At 57.8% G+C, this 21,860-nt stretch carries 19 protein-coding genes and 1 riboswitch; of the genes, 12 read left to right on the forward strand and 7 right to left on the reverse strand.

Annotated features, from left to right (window positions below; translation table 11 throughout):
- Position 1 precedes the first annotated feature (1 nt).
- Entirely contained in the window at positions 2-1,537 is a 1,536-nt protein-coding gene (locus tag AC3CHX_RS29145; RefSeq protein WP_488631416.1) for a B12-binding domain-containing radical SAM protein, read from the reverse strand.
- Positions 1,538-1,892: 355 nt separating this feature from the next.
- On the opposite strand from AC3CHX_RS29145, the gene AC3CHX_RS29150 reads away from it, so the two are divergent.
- From AC3CHX_RS29150 to phaP, 3 genes are all read left to right on the forward strand, one after another.
- Complete coding sequence (locus tag AC3CHX_RS29150; RefSeq protein ID WP_488631417.1) at positions 1,893-3,134, forward strand: patatin-like phospholipase family protein; 1,242 nt, start codon at positions 1,893-1,895, stop codon at positions 3,132-3,134.
- Between the two features lie 14 nt (positions 3,135-3,148).
- Positions 3,149-3,925: a M15 family metallopeptidase gene (locus AC3CHX_RS29155; RefSeq protein WP_488631418.1), complete on the forward strand. Its 777-nt coding sequence runs from the start codon at positions 3,149-3,151 to the stop codon at positions 3,923-3,925.
- 178 nt (positions 3,926-4,103) lie between these two features.
- A complete protein-coding gene (gene phaP, locus AC3CHX_RS29160) occupies positions 4,104-4,664 on the forward strand; it encodes a TIGR01841 family phasin (RefSeq protein WP_488631419.1) in 561 nt (186 codons plus the stop codon).
- 112 nt (positions 4,665-4,776) lie between these two features.
- Here phaP and AC3CHX_RS29165 read toward each other — a convergent pair whose 3' ends face one another.
- Positions 4,777-5,694, reverse strand: coding sequence for a LysR family transcriptional regulator (locus AC3CHX_RS29165; protein ID WP_488631420.1), 918 nt, complete (start codon positions 5,692-5,694; stop codon positions 4,777-4,779).
- Positions 5,695-5,942: 248 nt separating this feature from the next.
- On the opposite strand from AC3CHX_RS29165, the gene ygiD reads away from it, so the two are divergent.
- Positions 5,943-6,749 carry a 4,5-DOPA-extradiol-dioxygenase gene (gene ygiD / locus AC3CHX_RS29170; protein ID WP_488631421.1) on the forward strand — a complete coding sequence of 269 codons (807 nt, stop codon included), beginning with the start codon at positions 5,943-5,945 and terminating at the stop codon, positions 6,747-6,749.
- Between the two features lie 127 nt (positions 6,750-6,876).
- Here ygiD and AC3CHX_RS29175 read toward each other — a convergent pair whose 3' ends face one another.
- The gene (locus AC3CHX_RS29175; RefSeq protein WP_488631422.1) at positions 6,877-8,487 is read right to left on the reverse strand and encodes an NAD(P)/FAD-dependent oxidoreductase; all 1,611 of its coding nucleotides are present in this window, start codon (positions 8,485-8,487) and stop codon (positions 6,877-6,879) included.
- Positions 8,488-8,757: 270 nt separating this feature from the next.
- Between AC3CHX_RS29175 and AC3CHX_RS29180 the strand changes: the two genes are divergently transcribed.
- Positions 8,758-9,072, forward strand: a complete 315-nt coding sequence (locus AC3CHX_RS29180; RefSeq protein ID WP_488631423.1) for a YXWGXW repeat-containing protein — start codon at positions 8,758-8,760, stop codon at positions 9,070-9,072.
- Positions 9,073-9,161: 89 nt separating this feature from the next.
- On the opposite strand, the gene mnmC is transcribed toward AC3CHX_RS29180, so the two are convergent.
- The 3 genes from mnmC to AC3CHX_RS29195 form a co-directional block, all read right to left on the reverse strand.
- Positions 9,162-10,952 (reverse strand): bifunctional tRNA (5-methylaminomethyl-2-thiouridine)(34)-methyltransferase MnmC2/FAD-dependent 5-carboxymethylaminomethyl-2-thiouridine(34) oxidoreductase MnmC1, encoded by a 1,791-nt coding sequence (gene mnmC, locus AC3CHX_RS29185; RefSeq protein ID WP_488631424.1) that lies wholly within the window; start codon positions 10,950-10,952, stop codon positions 9,162-9,164.
- 150 nt (positions 10,953-11,102) lie between these two features.
- A complete protein-coding gene (locus AC3CHX_RS29190) occupies positions 11,103-12,518 on the reverse strand; it encodes a hypothetical protein (RefSeq protein WP_488631425.1) in 1,416 nt (471 codons plus the stop codon).
- A gap of 129 nt (positions 12,519-12,647) precedes the next feature.
- The gene (locus AC3CHX_RS29195; RefSeq protein ID WP_488631426.1) at positions 12,648-13,658 is read right to left on the reverse strand and encodes a TraB/GumN family protein; all 1,011 of its coding nucleotides are present in this window, start codon (positions 13,656-13,658) and stop codon (positions 12,648-12,650) included.
- Between the two features lie 46 nt (positions 13,659-13,704).
- Between AC3CHX_RS29195 and AC3CHX_RS29200 the strand changes: the two genes are divergently transcribed.
- The 7 genes from AC3CHX_RS29200 (at position 13,705) to AC3CHX_RS29230 (ending at position 20,998) form a co-directional block, all read left to right on the forward strand.
- Positions 13,705-14,436, forward strand: a complete 732-nt coding sequence (locus AC3CHX_RS29200; protein ID WP_488631427.1) for a pyrimidine 5'-nucleotidase — start codon at positions 13,705-13,707, stop codon at positions 14,434-14,436.
- Positions 14,437-14,472: 36 nt separating this feature from the next.
- Complete coding sequence (gene slmA, locus AC3CHX_RS29205; RefSeq protein WP_488631428.1) at positions 14,473-15,048, forward strand: nucleoid occlusion factor SlmA; 576 nt, start codon at positions 14,473-14,475, stop codon at positions 15,046-15,048.
- A gap of 82 nt (positions 15,049-15,130) precedes the next feature.
- Positions 15,131-16,303 (forward strand): ABC transporter substrate-binding protein, encoded by a 1,173-nt coding sequence (locus AC3CHX_RS29210; RefSeq protein ID WP_488631429.1) that lies wholly within the window; start codon positions 15,131-15,133, stop codon positions 16,301-16,303.
- A 90-nt stretch (positions 16,304-16,393) separates the two neighbouring features.
- The gene (locus AC3CHX_RS29215; protein WP_488631430.1) at positions 16,394-17,449 is read left to right on the forward strand and encodes a branched-chain amino acid ABC transporter permease; all 1,056 of its coding nucleotides are present in this window, start codon (positions 16,394-16,396) and stop codon (positions 17,447-17,449) included.
- Positions 17,450-17,472: 23 nt separating this feature from the next.
- The gene (locus tag AC3CHX_RS29220) at positions 17,473-19,251 is read left to right on the forward strand and encodes a branched-chain amino acid ABC transporter ATP-binding protein/permease (protein WP_488644966.1); all 1,779 of its coding nucleotides are present in this window, start codon (positions 17,473-17,475) and stop codon (positions 19,249-19,251) included.
- Entirely contained in the window at positions 19,244-20,002 is a 759-nt protein-coding gene (locus tag AC3CHX_RS29225) for an ABC transporter ATP-binding protein (RefSeq protein ID WP_488631431.1), read from the forward strand. The genes AC3CHX_RS29220 and AC3CHX_RS29225 overlap by 8 nt, the downstream gene beginning before the upstream one ends.
- A gap of 105 nt (positions 20,003-20,107) precedes the next feature.
- A riboswitch (FMN riboswitch) is annotated at positions 20,108-20,277 on the forward strand.
- A 184-nt stretch (positions 20,278-20,461) separates the two neighbouring features.
- Positions 20,462-20,998: a 6,7-dimethyl-8-ribityllumazine synthase gene (locus AC3CHX_RS29230; protein WP_488631432.1), complete on the forward strand. Its 537-nt coding sequence runs from the start codon at positions 20,462-20,464 to the stop codon at positions 20,996-20,998.
- A 71-nt stretch (positions 20,999-21,069) separates the two neighbouring features.
- Here AC3CHX_RS29230 and AC3CHX_RS29235 read toward each other — a convergent pair whose 3' ends face one another.
- Positions 21,070-21,819, reverse strand: a complete 750-nt coding sequence (locus AC3CHX_RS29235; RefSeq protein ID WP_488631433.1) for a HesA/MoeB/ThiF family protein — start codon at positions 21,817-21,819, stop codon at positions 21,070-21,072.
- Between the last annotated feature and the right edge of the window lie 41 nt (positions 21,820-21,860).

The raw sequence follows: 21,860 nt of genomic DNA on the forward strand, positions 1-21,860 counted from the left end.
ATCAAGCGCTCAAATGACGTGCCTGTCGTTGCGGCGCCACCGACTGTGCGGGTTCTTTGGCGCTAACCGGCTTTGGCGCAGCGGCCGAGGTATTCGCCGGCTTCGGCGGCTGACCCGCGTAGTCGGTGCTGAGCACTGCGTTCACGCTCGCTTCGCTTAATCCCTGCAGGCGCAACCACTGTCCGACCAGGCCCGCCAGCCGGTCCATTGCGATCCGATGGGTGGCATCGGTTTTAGCATATAGCCAATCCGAAAATGCCATGAAGCTGAAAAACGGCGTAGCGCCGAGAATGATCGGCAAGGTGTGGGCAAAGCGGCCGGAATTGGCGACCAGATCCCAGTAACGCGAAAATCGCACCAGCCGCTGCATGGTACTGAAGTCGATGCGATCGGTAGCGAGGATGGTGTAGGGGGGATGCGGATCAAAGACCAGGCCGAAGGTCTGGGTATGGCGAATGATCGGGGTGCCGCGCAAGCGCTTCAGTATGCCGAACTGGATTTCATGTGGTTCCAGTGCGACCAGCTGATCGAAGCCGCGGGCGAAGCTATCGACATCTTCGCCAGGCAGGCCGGCGATCAGGTCAACGTGCAAATGGGCATGCGATTCCTGGATCAGCCAGCGTATATTTTCGGCGGCTTTCTGGTTGTTTTGTTTGCGGCTGACCAGCACCTGGACTTCAGGATTGAAACTCTGAATCCCGATTTCAAATTGCAGCGCGCCGGCAGGGAATTTGGTGATGGCTTCCTTCAACGCATCCGGTAAATGATCGGGGACCAGCTCAAAGTGCGCAAACACCGGATCGTCGGGATTGGCAGCCAGCTTATCGAGGAAAAACTGGAGTATCTTCAGACTGGTTTTGACGTTCAGATTGAAGGTGCGGTCGACGAACTTGAACAAGCGGGCGCCGCGCGCATGGAGCGACTCCAGCTCCGCCAGAAAATTCTCGAGGCCGAACGGCCAGGCGGTCTTGTCCAGCGCCGACAAGCAAAATTCGCATTTGAACGGACAGCCGCGCGACGCTTCGACATACAGCGTGCGGTGGGCGATATCGTGATCGCTGTAGAGGGAATATGGCAGCGTGATATCTTCCATCGGCGGTTGCTTGCCGATGTGGGTTTTCATCAGTGGCTTGGGACCGTTGACAATTTGCCGGCATAGCTCCGGGAAAGTGACGTCGCCCCAGCCGGTCACGAGGTAATCGGCGAGTTTGACGATCTGTTGCTGTTCGGATTCGTAGGACACTTCCGGTCCGCCCAGCACGATCACGATCTCGGGCGCCACGCATTTCAGCATCGCCACCACTTTGGTGCTTTCTTCGATATTCCAGATGTAGACGCCGAAGCCGATGATGGTGGTGCCGCCGTCTGTAGCTCTGTGCGCCAGCAGTTTTTCGACGATATCGGTGGTTTTTGCGCCGATCACGAATTCATGCAGCTGGGTGTCGTCGCGCAGATCGCCCATGTTGGCTTGCAGGTAGCGCAGGCCGAGCGAGGCGTGGGAATAGCGGGCGTTGAGGGTAGACAGCAGGATGGTCATGATGGGGGCTAGGGTAGATGGGTGCGGACGGGCGCAATAAGTCGTGATTTTACGCGTCTTGGAGCGGAGCACGTTTTTGGGAGGGGCGGCACCGGATTAGTTGTATCATCGGCCATGCTGCCGTTTCGTCGCTGATTTTATTGGGCATGGGGTGTTTGTACCGGGTTCCCTGATTCAGCGGCATCATGAATTTATCTTTGACAGAATTGGTGAAACAGATGTTAACGAACTATGTTGTGGTTGGGTTAGAGCTGAGCGTGGTGGTGATTATCGGGCTGGCGATTTACCTGATCAGGAAGAAGTGAAAGCAAGTCGGTTAAGATAAGCGCTCTATCCCTACGAAGAATGGCGCCACATGACCAATAAAGCCACCACCAAGATTCGGGCAAGCGCACAGCCTGCTGCGAAACCGGCAGCGGCCGGACCCGGCAACGTCAAAACCCAAACCAAAGCCGCGGATAACCCGGCTGTCAGCCCGCCACGCGTGGTGCTGGTGCTGCAAGGTGGCGGTGCGCTTGGGGCATATCAGGCCGGCGTCTATCACGCCATGCATGAGAACAACCTGACGCCGGACTGGGTGGTGGGAACCTCAATCGGTGCGATCAATGCCGCGATCATCGCGGGCAACCGGCGCGATCTGCGCCTATCGCGTCTGAAAGAATTCTGGGAGTCGGTCTCGCACAAGGACCTGGTCGATATGGCCAAGGTTCCGGATGCCGTGCGGCAGAACAGTACCTGGTGGACCACGCTGGATACGGTGCTGCGCGGCGTGCCGGGATTTTTTACGCCGCGGCCGCTGAATCCGTTCGCGCTGGGCTGGCCGGTGGAGCCGGAGCAGGCGAGTTTTTATGATACCGGGGCGCTGGCCGAAACCTTGGGGCGGCTGGTTGATCTGGATTTTCTGAATTGCCCCGACAGTATCCGGCTGACCGTCAGCGCGATGAAAGTTACCAGCGGCAATCTGGTCTGTTTCGATTCCGAACAACGCCAGATAGGGATTGAGCACATCATGGCCAGCGGTGCGTTGCCACCCGGTTTCGCACCGGTCCGCGTCGACGGCGACTTGTATTGGGATGGCGGCTTGTATTCCAACACGCCGCTGGAAATCGTGCTCGACGATCAGGACGATCGCACCGACCGGCCGCGTGTCGATACGGTTTGCGTGATGGTCGATCTGTGGAGCGCTGACGGTGACGAGCCGCGCACGCTCGATGAGGTGCAGACGCGACAGAAAGATGTCACGTTCGCCTCGCGCTCGCAACGGCATATCGAAAACTATTTGCGCATGCACCAACTGCGTCGCACGGCCCGCTTGCTATACAACAAATTGCCGGTAGCAGAGCGCAGCAAGTCCGACCTCAAGGAATTTGCAGGACTCGCCGACGACAGCACCATCCACCTGGTGCGTTTGCGGTATGGCGGTCATGACTGGAACATGGCGTCGAAGGATGTCAATTTCTCCCAAGGCTCTGTGCAGTGGCGCTGGGAGCAAGGCTATCAGGATGCGATGCAGGCGATACAACGCGCCAGTATTGAGATGTTTGGCAAAACCGATGCGGGACTGGTGATACATGATTTGAGCGCGGTAGCCGTGTGATCGGAAGCCGGCATTTGCGCGCTCTGATGTTGCTGCTTGCCGGCGTTGGTTGGGCTGCTGCTGCGGCCCCGGACGCCGAATTGACGCCGGTCGACAGCGCACGCTGCACCCGCCTTCAGGAAGAGCATGTTATGCGGCCGGGGACGCCGGTGCGTTGTTCACAACTGCAGGTGCTGCGTTTCTCTTATGTCGACTTCGACGGCCGGATGCATGATGACGGTGAAATCATGGTGATGGCTGCCGTTGCCCCCCAGGTACAAACCATTTTCAAGTTGCTGCTTGAGCGCCGTGTGCCATTGGCGCGTGCGCGTCTGATGGCCAATTATCACGGCGACGACGCCGCCTCCATGGCCGACAATAATACGTCTGCCTTCAATCATCGGCCGATCACCGGCGGCATCGCAGTTTCGTTGCATGCTTATGGCCTGGCGATCGATATCAATCCTCTGCAAAACCCTTATGTGCGGCGCGATGTCCAGGGATTGGCCGAAGTCAGTCCGCCTGCCGGCAAACCTTACGCAACGCGTCTGCCACACCGTCCGGGGATGGTGGATCAGCAGGTGGTGGATATTTTTGCCGCGCATGGCTTCCCGATTTGGGGTGGCGACTGGCGGCAGCCGATTGATTATCAACATTTTCAAGTCAGCCGAAAAATGGCGGAACGCTTGGCCGCACTGCCACTCAAACAGGCACGGGTATATTTTGAAAACAGCATTCTGGTTTATCGCCGCTGTCTGCTCAGCAAGGGAAAGACGTTTGATGCAAGGAAAGTGTGCGCGCTTGCGGGATAAGCGTTGTTGTGGGATAAGTACGCTGTTAGGTGACAATTGTTAATTATTAAAACGATATTTGTTGCGTTGCACAATAATTCTTGACACCAAGATTTCTGTATGTAAAATACGCATTGTTGCAGCGCACCATTTGGTCGCTGACCGTAAGTAGCATTCCTCTTAATTTAAGGAGAAGACCATGTTTTCATTCCAAGAGCAGTTTTCCGCAGCGACCAAAGCCCATTTCGAAGCGCAATTAGCATTGCTGAACACGCTGACCACCAAAGCCTTCGAAGGCGTTGAAAAAGTCATCGAATTGAACATGAGTGCCGCCAAGGCATCCATGGAAGAGTCGAGCGCTTCCGCCAAGCAACTGCTGGGCGCGAAAGATGCACAGGAATTCATGTCGATTTCGGCATCGCAAGCCAAGCCCGGCGCTGAAAAGGCAGCCGCTTACGGTCGCGACCTGCAAGGCATCGCGTCCGGTACCCAGGCAGAATTGACCAAAGCCGCTGAAGCGCAAATCGCAGAAACCAGCCGCCGCATCAATGCCCTGATCGATGAAGTCAGCAAGAATGCGCCAGCTGGTTCGGAAAATGCCATCGCCATTCTGAAATCCGTGATCGGTAACGCCAACGCCGGTTACGAGCAACTGACCAAATCGGCCAAGCAGGCAGTAGAAACACTGGAAGCGAATCTGAACAACGCAGCAACCCAGTTCGCGCAAACAGCTGATAAGGCTAGTCGCAGCAAGAAGTAATTTTCGGCAGTACAAAATAAATGCCGCATAGCTTGCTATGCGGCATTTCCATTTGTGATGGCGCCTGCCGACCGCAGGCGGCAACCGCCTCGCGATGCATTGGTCTGCGACATCAATCCGCCGGCAGATCGCGATCCCAATACGGTGTGTCGCCAAACTGTTCCGCCAGAAAATCGACAAAGGTACGGACCTTGGCGGACAGATGCTGGCGGCTCGGGTACACCGCGTGTATAGACAGCTCCTCATTGTGATACTTCGGCAATAGCGGGACCAGGCGTCCGCCGCGCACATCGTCGCCGACAATGAAAGATGGCTGTCGAATAATCCCCATCCCGGCCAGAGCCGCTTCCCGCAGCAGGTCGCCGTTGTTGGTATGGAGTCCGCCCTTGACGCGCACCGCATAGGTTTTCCCATCCCGTAAAAAGCGCCATTCATCGCGTGGCGTCGAGTACGCATAATTCAGGCAGGCATGATTTTCAAGGTCCGCCGGATGTTGTGGCACCCCATTTTTTTCAAGATAGGCCGGAGCCGCGCACAGCAGAATCCGGGCGGGCGCAATTTTGCGCGCGACCAGACTCTGGCCTTGCAGCTTGCCGATCCGGATCGCCAGGTCGTAACCCTCGTCGACCAGATCAACTACCCGATCCGAGAGCGACACATCCAGCGCCACATGTGGATAGCGCTGCGCATACAGCGGCAACACGCGGCCCAGATGATTGACTGAAAATGACACCGGCACGTTGATGCGCAATATTCCGGTCGGGCTGGCGGCACTGGTGTTGGCGGCCATCGCCGCTTCCTCCAGATCGAACAATACCTGGCGACTGCGTTCCAGATACGCGGCGCCGGTATCGGTGAGGCTCAAGCGGCGGGTGCTACGGTTGAACAGGCGCGCATGCAAGTAAGTTTCGAGGTCGGCAATATGGCGGGTCACCGACGGATTCGACATATCCAGCGCGCGCGCCGCACCCGACAGACTGCCGCTGTCGGCGACTTTGACAAAGACCTTCATCGATTCAAACAGATTCATCGCCGCGCCTATTATTTTGAAATCCGGAATGATCATTTTCTGTTATACGTATTTTTCTTTCAATCCGAAAAATATACAGTGCTTAACTTGGATGTGGGTTTACGGATTTGCTGAATATTTTGATATCAAATTCATATCAACTCATGATGCGCATGGCGTCATGCAATAGCTAGCTTGCGCCAGCTGTTCCACCCACATCGACTTAGCGCGTAATATTCATCACCACCATCATCAGCGGAGAAATTGAGATGAGCAAAGTTGTTCCGACCCGCATGCCAGCGATATTTTTCGGTCACGGCAGTCCCATGAATGCCGTGCAAGACAACCGTTACACCGCCGCATGGGAGCAGTTGGGAGCCAATGTTGCAGCGCTGAAACCCAAAGCGATTCTGTCTATCTCGGCCCATTGGTATACCCATGGCACGAGTGTCACGGCGATGTCGTTCCCGAAGACCATCCATGATTTTGGCGGCTTTCCGCAGGCCTTGTTCGATATTCAATATCCGGCTGCCGGCGATCCGGCTTTGGCTGCGCAGCTGCGTGATTTGCTGGCGCCGCTTGAGGTCGGGATGGATCACTCCTGGGGGCTCGATCACGGCACCTGGTCGGTGTTGGTCAAGGCGTTTCCACAGGCCGACGTGCCGGTGATTCAGTTGAGTATCGATGCCACCCAGCCGCCGCAATTTCATTTTGATCTGGGACGCCGACTGGCGCTGTTGCGCGAGCAGGGCGTGTTGATTATCGGCAGCGGCGACGTGGTGCATAATCTGCGCCTGATGAACTGGGATCCGACGGCGCCGGCCCATGATTGGGCGGTGCGTTTCAACACGCGGATTCGAGAGAGTTTATTGCGTGGCGATTTGCAGCAAGTGGTGGATTACGCGGCGTTGGGACAGGATGGCAAGTTGGCCGTGCCGACTGCCGAGCACTTTTTGCCGTTGCTGTATGTGATCGGTGCCAAGCATGACGATGAGTCAATAACTATCCCGGTCGACGGGATTGACATGGGGGCGATCAGTATGATGTGTGCGGTAGTTGGGGCTGCAGGGAATTGATCCGGTCGTTACTTGTTCCTTCGGCCTGGATACCGGTTCCGGAAAATCCTTCATCGCATCGATTGAGCGCAGACACCGAACTTCAGGTTTGTGCATGGAGTTCGGTGTCTGCGCTGCGCCATTTCCTTTAACTGGTTTTGCTCGCCATGCTCAGCGCCACCGCTTCGGCCACGCGGATGCCGTCAATGGCTGCCGACATAATGCCGCCGGCATAACCGGCGCCTTCGCCCGCCGGGAACAAACCGACAGTGTTCAGGCTTTGCAAGGTGTCGTCGTGGCGTTTGATGCGCACCGGGGACGAGGTGCGGGTTTCGACACCGGTCAGCACCGCATCGGCCATCGCAAAGCCGCGAATCTGTTTATCGAACGCCGGTATTGCTTCACGCATTGCGGTGATCGCGTAATCCGGCAAAGCAGTGCTCAGGTCGCCCAGATGGACGCCGGGTTTGTAAGACGGCAGCACGCTACCGAATTCGGTGGATGCGCGACCGGCAAGAAAGTCGCCGACCAGTTGTCCCGGCGCGTCGTAATTGCTGCCGCCGAGTTCGTAGGCACGTGTTTCCCAGTGCTGCTGGAGGGCGATCCCCGCCAGCGGATGGCCCGGATAATCGGCTGGCGTGATGCCGACCACGATGCCGCTGTTGGCATTGCGTTCATTGCGCGAGTATTGGCTCATGCCGTTGGTGACGACGCGTCCTGGCTCGGATGTCGCTGCGACCACGGTACCGCCAGGGCACATGCAGAAGCTGTAAACCGCACGGCCATTGGCGCAATGGTGCACCAATTTGTAATCCGCTGCGCCGAGGAGCGGATGGCCGGCGCTGGGACCGAAGCGGCACTTGTCGATCAGCGATTGCGGATGCTCGATCCGGAAGCCGAGTGAAAACGGTTTGGCTTCGACATACACACCGCGCTCGTACAGCATCTGGAAAGTATCGCGCGCGCTATGGCCGATCGCCAGTACCACGTGATCGCTGACGATGGTTTCACCGCTGGCCAGAACCACGGCGCGGATTTGACCATTCTCGATTTCCAGGTCCTGGACTTTTTGCTGAAAACGGAATTCTCCGCCCAACTCTTCAATCGACGCGCGCATTTGCTCGACCATCTTGACCAGACGGAAGGTGCCGATGTGCGGCTTGCTGACATACATGATTTCATCCGGCGCATCGGCCTTGACGAATTCGGTCAGCACTTTGCGGCCGTAATGCTTGGGATCCTTAATTTGGGTCCACAGTTTCCCATCGGAAAAAGTGCCGGCGCCGCCTTCGCCAAATTGCACATTCGATTCCGGCTGCAACTCGCGTTTGCGCCATAGTCCCCAGGTATCTTTGGTACGTTCACGCACGGCTTTGCCGCGTTCCAGAATAATCGGCCGAAAACCCATCTGCGCCAGAATCAAGGCCGCAAACAGACCGCAGGGGCCGGTTCCGATCACCACCGGACGCGATTTTTCCGCACCGCTGGCGTGCGCAACAAATTTGTACAGCATGTCGGGGGTGCTCGTCACATGTTTATGCGCCTTAAGACGTTGCTGCACTACCGCCTCTTCCCTGACCTCGACATCGACTGTATAGGTCAGGATCACCGCGTTCTTTTTGCGCGCGTCATAACTACGACGGAAAATCGTGAAGCCCAGCAAGGCTTCAGGCTTAATCCCCAGCCGTTCGAGAATCGCGCCATGGAGCGCGTCTTCCGAGTGGTCGAGCGGGAGTTGTATTTCGTTCAATCGCAACATGGATGTTCCGGTAATCTTGATGAATTGTTGGTGCCGTCGTCATGGGATGGATGCGGGTATGCGTTGCAACGGCAAGATGGCTGCCATTTTACCTTAGGGGCCTGTTGATTCGGCTTTTACGGAAGCGTTCGGAACAGGTGTTTCAAACTGTGTCAAAAATGCCGTAAAACCCGCTATGCGTATATATTTGGAAACAAAAAATTACAGCTTCTGCTAATTCTTTAGCCTATATTTCCAATCGTGACTTGGCCAACTTAAAGGAGGTTTCTCATGAAGTTCAAATCGATTCTTGGCGTCGGCTTGCTCGCCATCAGTGCCGGGTTCATGGCACCGCTATCGCAGGCGCAGGCGCAGGTTGTTGTCGGGGTGCAAGTAGCGCCGCCGCCACCACGGTATGAACCATTGCCACCGCCGCGCGGCGGCTTTGTATGGGCGCCGGGTTACTGGCGCTGGAATGGCTACCGCCACGTCTGGGTTGGCGGCCAATACATACGGGTCCATCGCGGCTATCGTTACCGTGCGCCACGTTGGGAGCAGGGGCCGCGCGGTGACTGGCGGTTTCGCGAATACGGCTGGGAGCGATAAAACACCGATGGTTGGCCCTCGCACGTGGGCCTGGCGGCAAAGTCAAAAGGAGCGCCTTTGAGCGCTCTTTTTGTTTCCTGAGTTGGTGTCTATGGTGCGCCGCGTCGCCGTTGCGCTTTCAATAAGAAGCGTGCAGGGTCCAGCGCCGCGGCCAGTTCGGCCTCAATCGGCAACGGCTCGCCATTCAATTTCGCTGCCAGCAATTCCGCCGAGAGCGGTGCCCAGATCAAACCGCGCGAGGCATACCCCAGCAAGCCATATAGCCCCGGCAAACGCGGTATGTCTTGCAGGCGCGGTTCGCGCAATGCGGATTTTGCCTGCGTATCCGGCAGTGCGCCGACTAACGGGAGGCGGTCGCTTGAAACACAGCGAAAGCCAACCCGGCCGGCCAGTGGCAGTTGCGCCGGATCGGCTTGCCAGTCGGGCAGGATGTTGATTAGACGGGCAAGGTTTTCATCCTGGCTGTTTTGCCGCAAGTTCGCTTCATGGTCATCGTCATAGGTCGCGCCTATGCTGCAAACGCCGTTTGCGGCAGGGGTCAGATAGCCATCGCCGCAGAGGACCTGCGCAATCCTGGGGGCGCTGTCTGCGTTGACATACGTGACCTGGCCGCGGATGGCTGTCAGCGGCAAGTCGCAAGTCTGGGGAAAACCGATGGCACCCATCCCGTTCGCCAGAATCACTACCGGCGCGCTGGCAATCACAGCGCCATTGTTGTCGCATGCCTGCCAGCCGCCGGCCGTTTTTTTCAGCGTGCTTACCGACCGATTGAAATGCGTGTGCAAACGCGCGCCGCAAGCTTGCAGCAAGGCCTGACACAAGCTGTGCGGATGCACCCAGCCGCCGCCCGGGAACAGCCAGCCGCCACTACTGACGGTGGTTCCCAGCAATGCGCTGGCCGCTGGCTGCTCCATCCACTGCGCATATTCGGCGGGGAAATTTGCCTGTTGCGACCATCCTTGCTGGGCGCTTGCATGGGCGGGATCGCGCGCAACTTGCAGCACGCCGCACGCCGCACCGGAGAAGGCATTGCCGATCCCGCCCAGACTGTGCCAGACATGGCGTGCGAAAAGATAGGCGCTGCGGCTCAGGCGTGAGGTCGGATTGTCGTCTCGGGACAATAACGGCATGAAGATGCCGGCGGCGTTGCCGGATGCTTCTTGCGCTATAGCGGGATGACGTTCGATCAATGTCACTTGCCAGCCGCGTAATGCCAGTCGCTGACAAGCGGCAGCACCTGCCAATCCGGCGCCGAGAACAATGGCGTGGCGTGGGTTGGAAACGGTATCGGTGCGGGCAGGCGAGGGTTGCCAGCGCGGAGCGAAACAAGCATGCGCAGTAGCTGACTTTGCCGTAGCCGTGCTTTCAAATACAAATCCGGTCTGTTCCAGCACTTTCTGCTTGCCCTCGGTGAGGGCGGAAATAGTCAGTTTCGCCTGCGCCGTCGCCAATCTTCCCAGTCTCGCCAGCACAGGCAACGGCCATTCTCGCGTTGCCGCGCCGACCACATAAAAGGCATCGATAGCGGCATCGATCTGGCGCAGACATGCGCTGCTGTTGCCAAACATCAGCGTCAGTACGATGTGATCCCGTTCCAGATAGAGGCGATGGAAGCCCGGCATCAATGACGGCCAGACTGCGCGCAGTGCGTCGGAGAGTGTCGACCATTGCGGCCAGGCTGCGTGTTCCCGGATCAGCTCTGCGATCGATAAGGGCGCTGGCAGCAGCGCCAGGTAGTGCAGCTGCTGCGGTCGTGCTGGATCGTCGCGCCATGCCTGCCAGGTTGCGAGGAAATGCCGGCCGGATTCAAATGCGGTATCGAGGATGGTATAGCGATCCTGCTGGAACCAGGCTGCAACAGGGGGCTGGACGTCGCTCATTGCGGCGTGATCGGAATTGTCAGGTGCGCGCACGATTGGCGGCAAAGGTGGGGGAGGCTTGTGCATCCGATGAGTGTAACTAATTTCCAGCCCGGCGAGGCAGCAACCCGTAGCGGAGCCCATGCACCAACGCCCGCAGGCAAGTCTCGTCTAGACACGCGGCTGCGCTACCACGCTTTCCGCCGCAGCGTCCGCCGTATTTCCCCAGGCAGTTTGGCTGGCAACGATACCTTCCGACGGCTTGCTCATGTGATGTTGCGTTTCAAGCGTCAGGCGGTATGGTGCGCGCAGCGCCGTGCTGAGCGTGCTTTTGTATATTCCTCCCGCAAGGTGTTTTCCCCAATGGTTTTCCGGCGCCTCGCTGGACAGAAATTTGCCATCGGTTGCGACCTGAATATGACGGTGTTCGAGGAAATCCTGCAATGCATCCCGCGACGCTATGTTCGTGTTTTTAAAAGCGGCGATCAATTCTTTGGATGCTGCAATGCGACTGAGCAGCGGCGTGCTGCAAACTGAAAAAAGCAGTTCCATTTTCTTCAGTTGCGGCAAAACGTCTTCGGCGTTGCAATGCCGGAATTGCTCCCTGAGCGCAGGCAGCGCTGTTTTGAGTTGGTCGAGTTCGATGGCGAAGAGTTTGTTGCGCGCTGCCGTGCCGACGGTGCTGACGATGGATCGCATGCTATCGGAGCCATTCTGCACCAGTCGTAGCAAGCCGCGCCATGACGCAGGCGTTGTGCCGCCGCCCGTCATCTCGGCACTCCATAACAGGCCTCTTGCCACCGGCAACGTTGCATTGAGCAAGGTAAATAGCGTGGAAACATCCCGCCCTTTTTCTGTGCATTGCAGTGCGCTGCGTTTAACGGCGTCCCATTGCGACGCGTTTCTTACCGGCGATGTCGTCGCCTGATCTTCCTGGCAGGCAGCGAGCAGGGCGGCGCTTGCTGTCACGCGTTTAACGAATTCGTCGACCAGGTGGTGCCGTTTTAATGTCGGATAGCTGAGGCTCGTCGTTACCAGCGCCTTGCTCCACTCGATCAGAGCCAAACTCCAGTCGGCAGCGAGAGTGCCGGCAGGATGATTCGCCGCACTGAAATCGTCGCGACTTCGCTCTTCCTCGGACATCAATGCAAAGGTAATGGTTGCCAGCAGCGCGGCACTGGTCGCCAGCGATATGCCATCACGCCATAGACGGAACTTCAGTCCCTGGTCTCCGGTTCGCTTTAATTCGTCGAGAAATGTATCGAGATTTTGGAAAACGGCATCCAGATCGGCGTCGCATGTTGCGTTAAGGGGGGCGGCGTGCTTCAGAGCGGTGTCTGCACGATCGAATTCCGGCCGGTAAAAAGTCTGCGACAAGCCGGTTGTATTGCATGCGCACTTGAAGGCTTTGGCAAAACACCGTTCAAGATCTCGTTGTTCGGGGTTCCCGCAAGCGGCAGCAGGCTCCAGCGGGATGACCGTCTGCGCGCCCTGGCATTGTTCGTTGATGGCGGGTTCGTCATGAACTTCGTGTTGCCACTGGTTGACGAACGTAGTCGGTGGGCTTGCATGCGAAATTCCGGGCATCTTTATTCCTTAGAATTTTTCAATACAGCATTGTTGCCCCCCGCCCCTGAAAATGTAAATAAGCCGAATGACGCAGTCGTACCAAGGCCGTCAATGAAACCGCCGGTGCCTATACCGCGGTGACCGCGTCTAATAGGTCCGCTGCACGATGTAGCCGCGTTGCCGCAACAACGTCGGTACGCTGGCGTCTCCCACCAGATGCAGCATGCCGATGCCGGCAAACGTGGTGTTGGCGGAGTGGAGCAATTTCTCGACCGCGTCGGCCAGCGCCGGATTACGTCCGTCAAGTAACGCCCGCTGGACGAATTTTCCGCTAAAGGTGTCGTCGTCGGTCATCTCTTTCAACAGTTTTTCCAGGCCAGTCAGATCGCCGCTGCGCCACAACGCCACCAATGCGAGCGCCTTGCGCGCTCGTACCGGATCCTGCAAATCGTTGACGGTGTCCTGTAAAAAGCGGGTTTGATCGAAGATCGACAAATTACCTAGCAGCGACAACTGATATTCGACGCTTTCCAGTCCGACCAACGGTTTGTGTTGCGCCTGCGCATAGCTGGAAAGGTAGTTGTCTACGCCTTGTTCCTTATGCATGCCGTTGCCGGCATATTCCGCTATCGTCAGCACCGTAGCCAGCAGCCATGGTTTCATGCGCACGACTTCGGTCGCACTCATGCGGTATTTTGCCAGCAACGCGTTGACCTGTTGCTGTAGCGCTGCCGGCATATCTTGTGCAGATGCGCTGTCGTTCGGATATAACGCATATTGCTGTATGAGTTGGCCGACTGCCTGCGTATCGCTGGCATCGATTTCGATCGCGATACGGGACGACTTCCGCAGCGCCGCCATGACCGGCGGCGCGAGCGGGAAAAAGTCAGCCTGGCCGACATGGATGGTGCCGAACAGATAGGTGGTATGGCCGCCGCGCTCAACCTTGAAGAGTGCGCCGCCCTGTCTTGCCGTCGGGATTGGCGTAGACGCATTGCTGCCGACATCCTTTGCCAGGGTTGACGCAGCATACAGCGCTGCGAGAAAAAACGGGATCAAATAGTGTGGACGGCAACGTCGATCGGCACGCTGACCGATGCGTGGCGCACAATACCTATTAAACCGACAACGCAAACTGACTATAATCTGGCGCAGCACATGTTCTCCCTGATGCCTGGCATCTGACTAAACTTTTAAAAAAACCGTGGCAAATACTACACCGCTCTGGTTGTTCGATCTGGACAATACCCTGCATAACGCTTCGTACGCGATTTTTCCGGCGATCCATGACAACATGAATCGCTTCATGGCGCGCGTGCTGGGCGTGGATGGCGTCGACGCCGATACGGCCACGGTGGATGCCGTGCGGGCCGACTATTGGCGGCGCTATGGCGCCACCTTGCTGGGTCTGGTCAAGCATCACGAAGTACGGACTGAAGATTTCCTGCGCGAGGCCCATAGCTTTGAGGATCTGTACGGCATGATCCGGGCCGAGCGCGGCTTGATCAGTTTGCTCAAGCGTTTGCCCGGCCGCAAGATCTTGCTGACCAATGCGCCGCTACGCTATTCCCGCGACGTCATGCGCCATTTGCGCCTTCAGCGTCAATTCGGCAAACATATCGCCATCGAGTCCATGCATGTGCATCGGCAACTCCGGCCGAAGCCGTCGCCCCATTTATTACGCAAGTTAATCGCGCGCGAACGCATCCCGGCCCATCGCTGTATTTTAGTGGAAGATACCATCGCCACCCTGAAGACTGCCAAGCGGATCGGCATGCGTACGGTGTGGGTGACCGGCTATTTGCCTGAAACTCCCAAAATGTCGGTGCAGAGCGGTCAGTTATTGCAGCCAAATCTGACAAAGCGCACCGGCTACGTCGATGTCAAAGTAAAATCCGTGCGGCGCCTGGCGGATAACCTTCATCGGCTACGCTAATTTTCAACAGATCACTGACTGACACGACGATACGATATGGCAACAACTAAACCTGGCGAACGTAAGCTGCAGATCCTTCAAATGTTGGCGACGATGCTCGAGCAACCCAAAGGTGAAAAGATCACCACTGCCGCGCTGGCAGCCAAACTGGAGGTGTCGGAAGCCGCGTTGTATCGCCATTTCGCCAGCAAGGCGCAGATGTTTGAGGGCTTGATCGATTTCATTGAATCCAGCGTGTTCGGCTTGATCAATCAAATTACCGAGCAGCAGGAAAAGGGGTTGTTGCAGGCCCAGGCTGTGGCGCTGATGCTGTTGAATTTTGCCGAGCGCAATCCCGGCATGACGCGCGTCATCATCGGTGAGGCACTGGTAAACGAGGATGAACGCCTGCAGTTACGCATGAACCAGTTTGTAGACCGGGTTGAACTGGCGCTGAAACAGGCGTTGCGGATCGCCGCCAGCCAGGGTGAGGCCAGCGAGCAGGAGGCGACTATCCGCGCCAACATACTGACCAGTTTTGTCCTTGGCCGCTGGCAACGGTTTGCCAAGACGCGCTTTCAGCACAAGCCATGCGACGACGCGGCGCAACAAATCGCCTTGATTCTGGTGTGATCGCATTTTCCAAATTCATTCACTCGTCCGGCACGCGCGCCAACGGCGTGGCAAAAATCCGGTCATCACAAGGAGTTTAGGTATGAAACAAGCCTGGTTGGGATGCGCCCTTTCCGCCGCAGTTGCATTGATGCTGACTGCCGGCGTCGGCAACGCCTTCGCCCAAATCAAGGTCGGCGTCAGCGTTTCCGCCACCGGCCCTGCTGCATCGTTGGGCATTCCCGAAAAAAACACTTTCGCGCTGCTGCCGAAGCAGATCGCCGGCCAAAAAGTGGAATACATCGTATTGGACGATGCGACCGACACGACTACCGCTGTCAAGAACGCGCGCAAGCTGATTACCGAAGATAAGGTCGATTTGCTGATCGGCTCCACCACGACGCCCAATTCGCTGGCGATGAGCGACGTGGCAGCTGAATCCGCTACGCCGATGATTTCGATGGCTGCCTCGGCCTCGCTGGTCGAACCGGTCGATGCCAAGCGCCACTGGATTTTCAAATCACCGCAAAACGACTCGCACATGGCGACCGCGATCGTTGCGCACATGGTTGACGCCGGCGTGAAGACCGTCGCCTTCATCGGCTTTTCCGATGCCTACGGCGAAGGTTGGTACCGCGAATTTTCCAAGCTGGCCGAGCTGCGCAAGATCAGGATTGTCGCCAACGAACGTTTTGCGCGCCCGGATACCTCGGTCACCGGGCAAGTCCTGAAAATCGTCAGCGCCAATCCGGATGCGGTGCTGATTGCCGGTGCCGGCACGCCTGCCGCGTTGCCGCAAAAGACCCTCAAAGAGCGCGGTTACAAAGGCAAGATTTATCAAACGCATGGCGTTGCCAACAATGACTTCCTGCGCGTTTGCGGCAAGGATTGCGAAGGCACCTTCCTGCCGGCGGGACCCTTGCTGGTGGCTGAACAGCTGCCGGACAGCAACCCGGTCAAGAAGTCGGCAATGGCGTATCGGAGCGCCTACGAAAAAGCCTATGGCGCAGGCAGCGTCTCGACCTTCGGCGGCCACGCCTGGGATGCGGGGCAGCTACTCGCGGCAGCAACGCCGGCAGCCCTCAAAAAAGGAGCGCCGGGCAGCAAGGAATTCCGCGCCGCCTTGCGGGATGGCATCGAAGCCATCAAGAACCTGCCGGTGTCGCATGGCATCGTCAACATGAGCGCAACCGACCACGTCGGTTACGACCAGCGCTCGCGGGTGATGGTCGAAGTGGTTGGCGGCAAGTGGAAGCTGCTGGGCGCTGCCAGGTAGCAGGGATAGGGTTACAGAGATACATTTAATCAATTTTGTTGCCGCTGGCCCGGGTTCCGGCACCGGCGGCAATTTCATTTCAGGCCCGCTATGGACTTATCGATTGCCGCGATCCTGGCGCAGGATGGCATTACCGGTGGCGCTATCTACGCGTTGCTGGCACTGGCGCTGGTGCTGGTATTTTCAGTCACCCGCGTGATTTTCATTCCGCAGGGCGAGTTCGTCGCATTCGGCGCCCTGACCATGGCGGCGCTGCAGGCGGATCGTTTTCCGCTATCGGCAACATTGCTGGTGCTGCTGGGCATCTTCAGCTTTGCGCAGGAAGCCTGGTCCATTTTCAGCACGTCCGAGTCGCGCCTGAGCGCCGCTCGTAGCATTCCCCTGGCATTCCTGAAATTCGTGTTGTTGCCGATCGCCATCTATGCGCTCGCCCGTTGCTACGGTCATCCCGATTTGCCGATGGCGCTCCAGGTCCTGCTGACCTTGTTGATCGTGGTGCCGATGGGGCCGATGATTTACCGGCTGGCGTTTCAACCGCTGGCCGAGGCCAGCACGCTGGTGTTGCTGATCGTCGCGGTTGCGGTGCATTACGCGCTGATTGGTATCGGCCTGTTGATGTTTGGCGCTGAAGGTTCACGCACCATGCCGTTTTCGGACGCGCGTGTTGAGATCGGCGGCCTGGTGATTACCGGCCAGAGCGTGGTGATCGTCGGCGTTTCCGGAGCGCTGATCCTGGCACTGTATATTTATTTTGAGCGGACCTTGTCGGGCAAAGCATTGCGCGCGACCGCGGTCAATCGTCTCGGTGCGCGCCTGGTCGGCATCGGCACCACGCAGGCCGGGCGCCTGGCATTTACGCTGGCGGCGGCGCTTGGCGCGTTGTGCGGGGTACTGATCGCGCCGCTGACCACGGTGTATTACGACAGCGGGTTCCTGATTGGGCTGAAGGGGTTTGTCGGCGCGATTATTGGCGGCCTCGGCAGTTATCCGATTGCCGCCGCCGGTGCTTTGTTGGTCGGCTTGCTGGAATCGTATTCGTCATTCTGGGCCAGCGCCTTCAAGGAGGTCATCGTGTTTACGTTGATTATCCCGGTGCTGTTGTGGCGCTCGCTGACCAGTCGGCAGGTCGATGAGGGAGATCAATAGTGCGCAAGTTTTCCTGGTCCTTGATGCTATTGCCGGCCTTCGTGGCCGTTATCGCGTTGCTGCCGGTTCTACCGACCCCGGAATACTGGATTACGCTGGCCAACTACATCGGCTTGTACTCTATCGTCGCGCTGGGCCTGGTATTGCTGACCGGGGTCGGTGGCCTGACTTCCTTTGGCCAGGCCGCCTTCGTCGGTCTCGGCGCGTATTCCAGCGCCTATCTCAGCACCCGGTTCGGTCTGTCGCCGTGGCTAGGGTTGCTGGCCGGCCTCGGCGTGACGATGATCGCCGCGTTTTGCATCGGCGCAATCACGATGCGGCTGTCAGGTCACTATCTGCCGCTCGGCACGATCGCCTGGGCGCTGTCGCTGTTTTATTTGTTTGGCAATCTGGATTTCCTTGGCAAGTACGATGGGCTGAACGGCATTCCGTCGATAGACCTGTTCGGCATCACGCTCGATAACGGGCGCAAGATGTATTACCTGATTTGGGCGGTGCTGCTGGTGGCGTTGCTGGGTGTGCAGAATTTGTTGAATTCGCGGCCGGGACGGGCGATACGTGCGTTGAATGGCGGCGGCGTCATGGCTGAGGCAATGGGTGTGAATACGGCCTGGATCAAGATCGTGATTTTTGTGCTGGCAGCGTTGTTGGCGAGCGTCTCCGGCTGGCTGTATGCGCATCTGCAACGGGCGGTAAATCCGACCCCGTTCGGCCTGAATGCCGGGATCGAATATCTGTTCATGGCGGTGGTGGGCGGTGCCGGCTACGTCTGGGGTGCGATTCTTGGTTCGACCTTGTTGACGCTGCTGAAGGATCAGCTGCAATCGTTGCTGCCGAAACTACTCGGGTCGAACGGCAATTTTGAAACCATCGTCTTCGGCATATTGATGGTGCTGCTGTTGCAGCGTGCGCGTGAAGGGCTATGGCCTTATCTGCGTAAACTGCTGCCGCCAAAACAGCATGCGCTGGCGCCCGCCGCCGCACCGGCATTGACCATGCGCGCCAGGCATGGCGCGGGCGAAGTCGTGCTGGAGGTCGCACGCGCACGCAAGCAGTTCGGCGGTCTGGTGGCGGTCAACGACATCGGGTTCAGCGTCGCGGCGGCAGAAATTGTTGGCTTGATCGGCCCCAATGGCGCGGGTAAATCAACCATGTTCAACCTGGTCACGGGCGTGTTGCCGCTGACCAGCGGTTCGGTTAAATTCCGTAGCCACGGCGAGCTGCAGCAAATAGCCGGTTTGTCGTCACGCCAGATCGTGCGTCGCGGCATCGCCCGCACGTTCCAGCACGTACGCTTGTTGCCGGCCATGACGGTACTGGAAAACGTCGCGATTGGCGCCCATTTGCGCGGCAAACACGGTGATGTCACAGGCATTGCCACCGGTCTGTTGCGTCTGAATAAAACCGAAGAGAACGGTCTGTTGTTTGAGGCAAAAACGCAACTCGAACGCGTCGGTCTGGGCCATCTGTTATACGAACAAGCCGGTAGTCTGGCGCTGGGGCAGCAACGCATCCTGGAAATCGCCCGCGCACTATGCTGCGACCCGACTTTGCTGCTACTCGATGAACCGGCAGCAGGTTTGCGTTATCAGGAAAAGCAGGCGCTGGCAGCGTTGCTGCGCAAACTGAAAGCGGAGGGCATGAGTATCTTGCTGGTCGAGCATGACATGGACTTCGTCATGACGCTGACCGACCGTCTGGTCGTAATGGAGTTTGGCAGCAAGATTGCCGAAGGTTTGCCAGCCGAGGTGCAGCAACATCCGGCCGTGCTGGAAGCCTATCTGGGAGGGATTGATGACTAACGCACCCAACAACCCGGTACTCGAAGTCAGCGACTTGAATGTCGCTTACGGCAAAGTCGAAGCGTTGCATGGCGCCACAATACAAGTCGGCGCAGGCCAGATAGTCACCGTCATCGGCCCCAACGGCGCGGGTAAATCGACCATGCTGAATGCGCTTGCCGGCGCCATGCCGAACAACGGCAGTGCGCGCGGCAAAGTACGCTTGCTCGGCCACGACATGGATGGCGTGCCAATCGAGGCGCGGGTCGCCCGTGGCATGTCCCTGGTGCCGGAAAAGCGCGAGTTATTCGCCAGCATGAGCGTGGAAGATAATTTGCTGCTGGGCAGCTATCGGCGTTACAAGACGCGTGAGAGCGGCTACGCTGACCAGTTATCGGTGGTGTACGATCTGTTCCCGCGACTGCAGGAACGGCGCCGGCAGCAGGCGGGTACGCTGTCTGGCGGCGAGCGTCAGATGCTGGCGCTGGGACGGGCATTGATGGCCAAACCGCAGCTGTTGATGCTGGACGAGCCCAGCCTCGGTCTGGCGCCGCTGATCGTCAAGGAAATTTTTCACATCATCGTGCGTCTGAAACAAACCGGCGTTGCCATCCTGCTGGTCGAACAAAACGCACGAGCGGCGTTGCAGGCGGCGGACTATGCCTACGTACTGGAAACCGGTGACATGGCGATGCAGGGCCCGGCCGCGCAGATGGCGAGCGATCCCAGGGTGATCGCTGCGTATTTGGGCTTAGCGCAAAAGACTGCTTGAGAATGGCGCCACTGCAGCGGCAAATCAATGCGCGGCTGCAGCAATCCGGCAAGTATGATAAATTCTTGCCTCGGCTATGCGTTGTACTTGTACACGGATAGCCGTATACGTTCTCAGGGCGGGGCGAAATTCCCCACCGGCGGTAATGGCACGCAATGTGTCTAGCCCGCGAGCGCTTGTCAAGAAGACCATGTTTGTATGGTCAGCGACAAGGTCAGCAGACCCGGTGTGATTCCGGGGCCGACGGTCATAGTCCGGATAAAGAGAGAGCGGGATACATTTAGGAACTTGCTCAAGATCGGCAGTCGCAGCTGGCGTTGACGGAATATCCGCTACGTTGATGCGCGTTGTAACAGATCGAGAGCTGGTTCCGGGCGGTGCTTGCGCACGTCTTGGCTATCCCTATCGATCCAATACGCCCTGTTTTTTTATGCACGATCTAAAAACAGGAGTAGTCAAATGCTGCAACAATTAGCCGTCACAACATCCAAAGTTCAAGCAGGTCAGCGCATCGCCTTCGTCCAGGCGGGTTGGCATCGCGACATCGTCGATCAATGCCGTCTATCTTTCATTTCTGAAATGGCCAGTCTCGGTTACGCCGAATCCGACATCGATTTTTTCGAAGTCGCCGGTGCCTTTGAAATTCCATTGCATGCCAAGTTGCTGGCCAACAGCGGCAAGTATGCTGCCGTCGTCGCTGCCGGCCTGGTGGTTGACGGTGGCATTTATCGCCATGAATTCGTGGCCCAGGCGGTGATCTCGGGACTGATGCAGGTGCAGCTGGAAACCGGCGTACCAGTGCTTTCCGCTGTGCTGACGCCGCATCATTTTCACGCCGGCGAAGAACATCAGAAATTTTTCTTCGAACATTTTCTGGTGAAAGGTGCGGAAGCGGCAAGAGCCTGCGCCTCGACGATTCGTGCGCTGCGTGAATTGCGTACGCCGCCTGGCAGCGCGCAAGCTGCAAATGCTCCTCAAGCATTGCACACAGCCTAGGTTGCGGCGATCACCGGTCGTCTATGTAGATGGCTGGTGACCCGGCGGCGGCTTGGTTTGCCCTTAAGGATTTAATGTCCGCCGCACACCTGGCAATTGGTATCGCGGGCCACCTTGATCCGCATCCATTCCATGCTGCGCGCGTCCAGCATCAGCAAGTGCCCCGCCAGCGACGTGCCAACCCCGATAATCAATTTCAATGCCTCAGCCGCTTGCATGCTGCCGATGATGCCGACCAGCGGCGCGAACACGCCCATGGTGGAGCATTGCGCTTCTTCAAATTCGCGATCCGGCGGGAACAGGCAGGCGTAACACGGCGAACTTGCCGAGCGTGGATCAAACACGCTGATCTGGCCATCAAACTGGATTGCCGCACCGGATACCAGCGGGACCTTGTGCGCGACGCAGGCACGATTGACGGCGTGGCGGGTGCTGAAATTGTCGCAGCAATCGAGCACCACATCGGCGCTGCCGATCAGTTCGCTCAAGCGGGCCGCGTCGGCCCGTTCAGCCAGGCAGATGATGTTGATGTCAGGGTTGATTTGCGTCAGTGCGGTTTTTCCGGATTGCACTTTGGGTTGGCCGATGCGTTCGCTGGTATGCAGGATCTGGCGCTGCAAATTGGTCAAATCCACCGTGTCGTTGTCGACCAGCGTGATGGTGCCGACGCCGGCCGATGCCAGGTACAGCGCCGCCGGCGAGCCCAGCCCGCCGGCACCAATGATCAGCGCATGCGCCGCCAGCAGTTTTTGCTGACCGTCGATGTCGATTTCATCGAGCAGGATATGACGTGAGTAGCGCAGCAGCTGTTGATCGTTCATGGTGTCGAGCTATATATTGAGCTAAAAAAAGGATAAAAAAA

It is taken from the genome of Glaciimonas sp. OK215 (assembly GCF_057787885.1).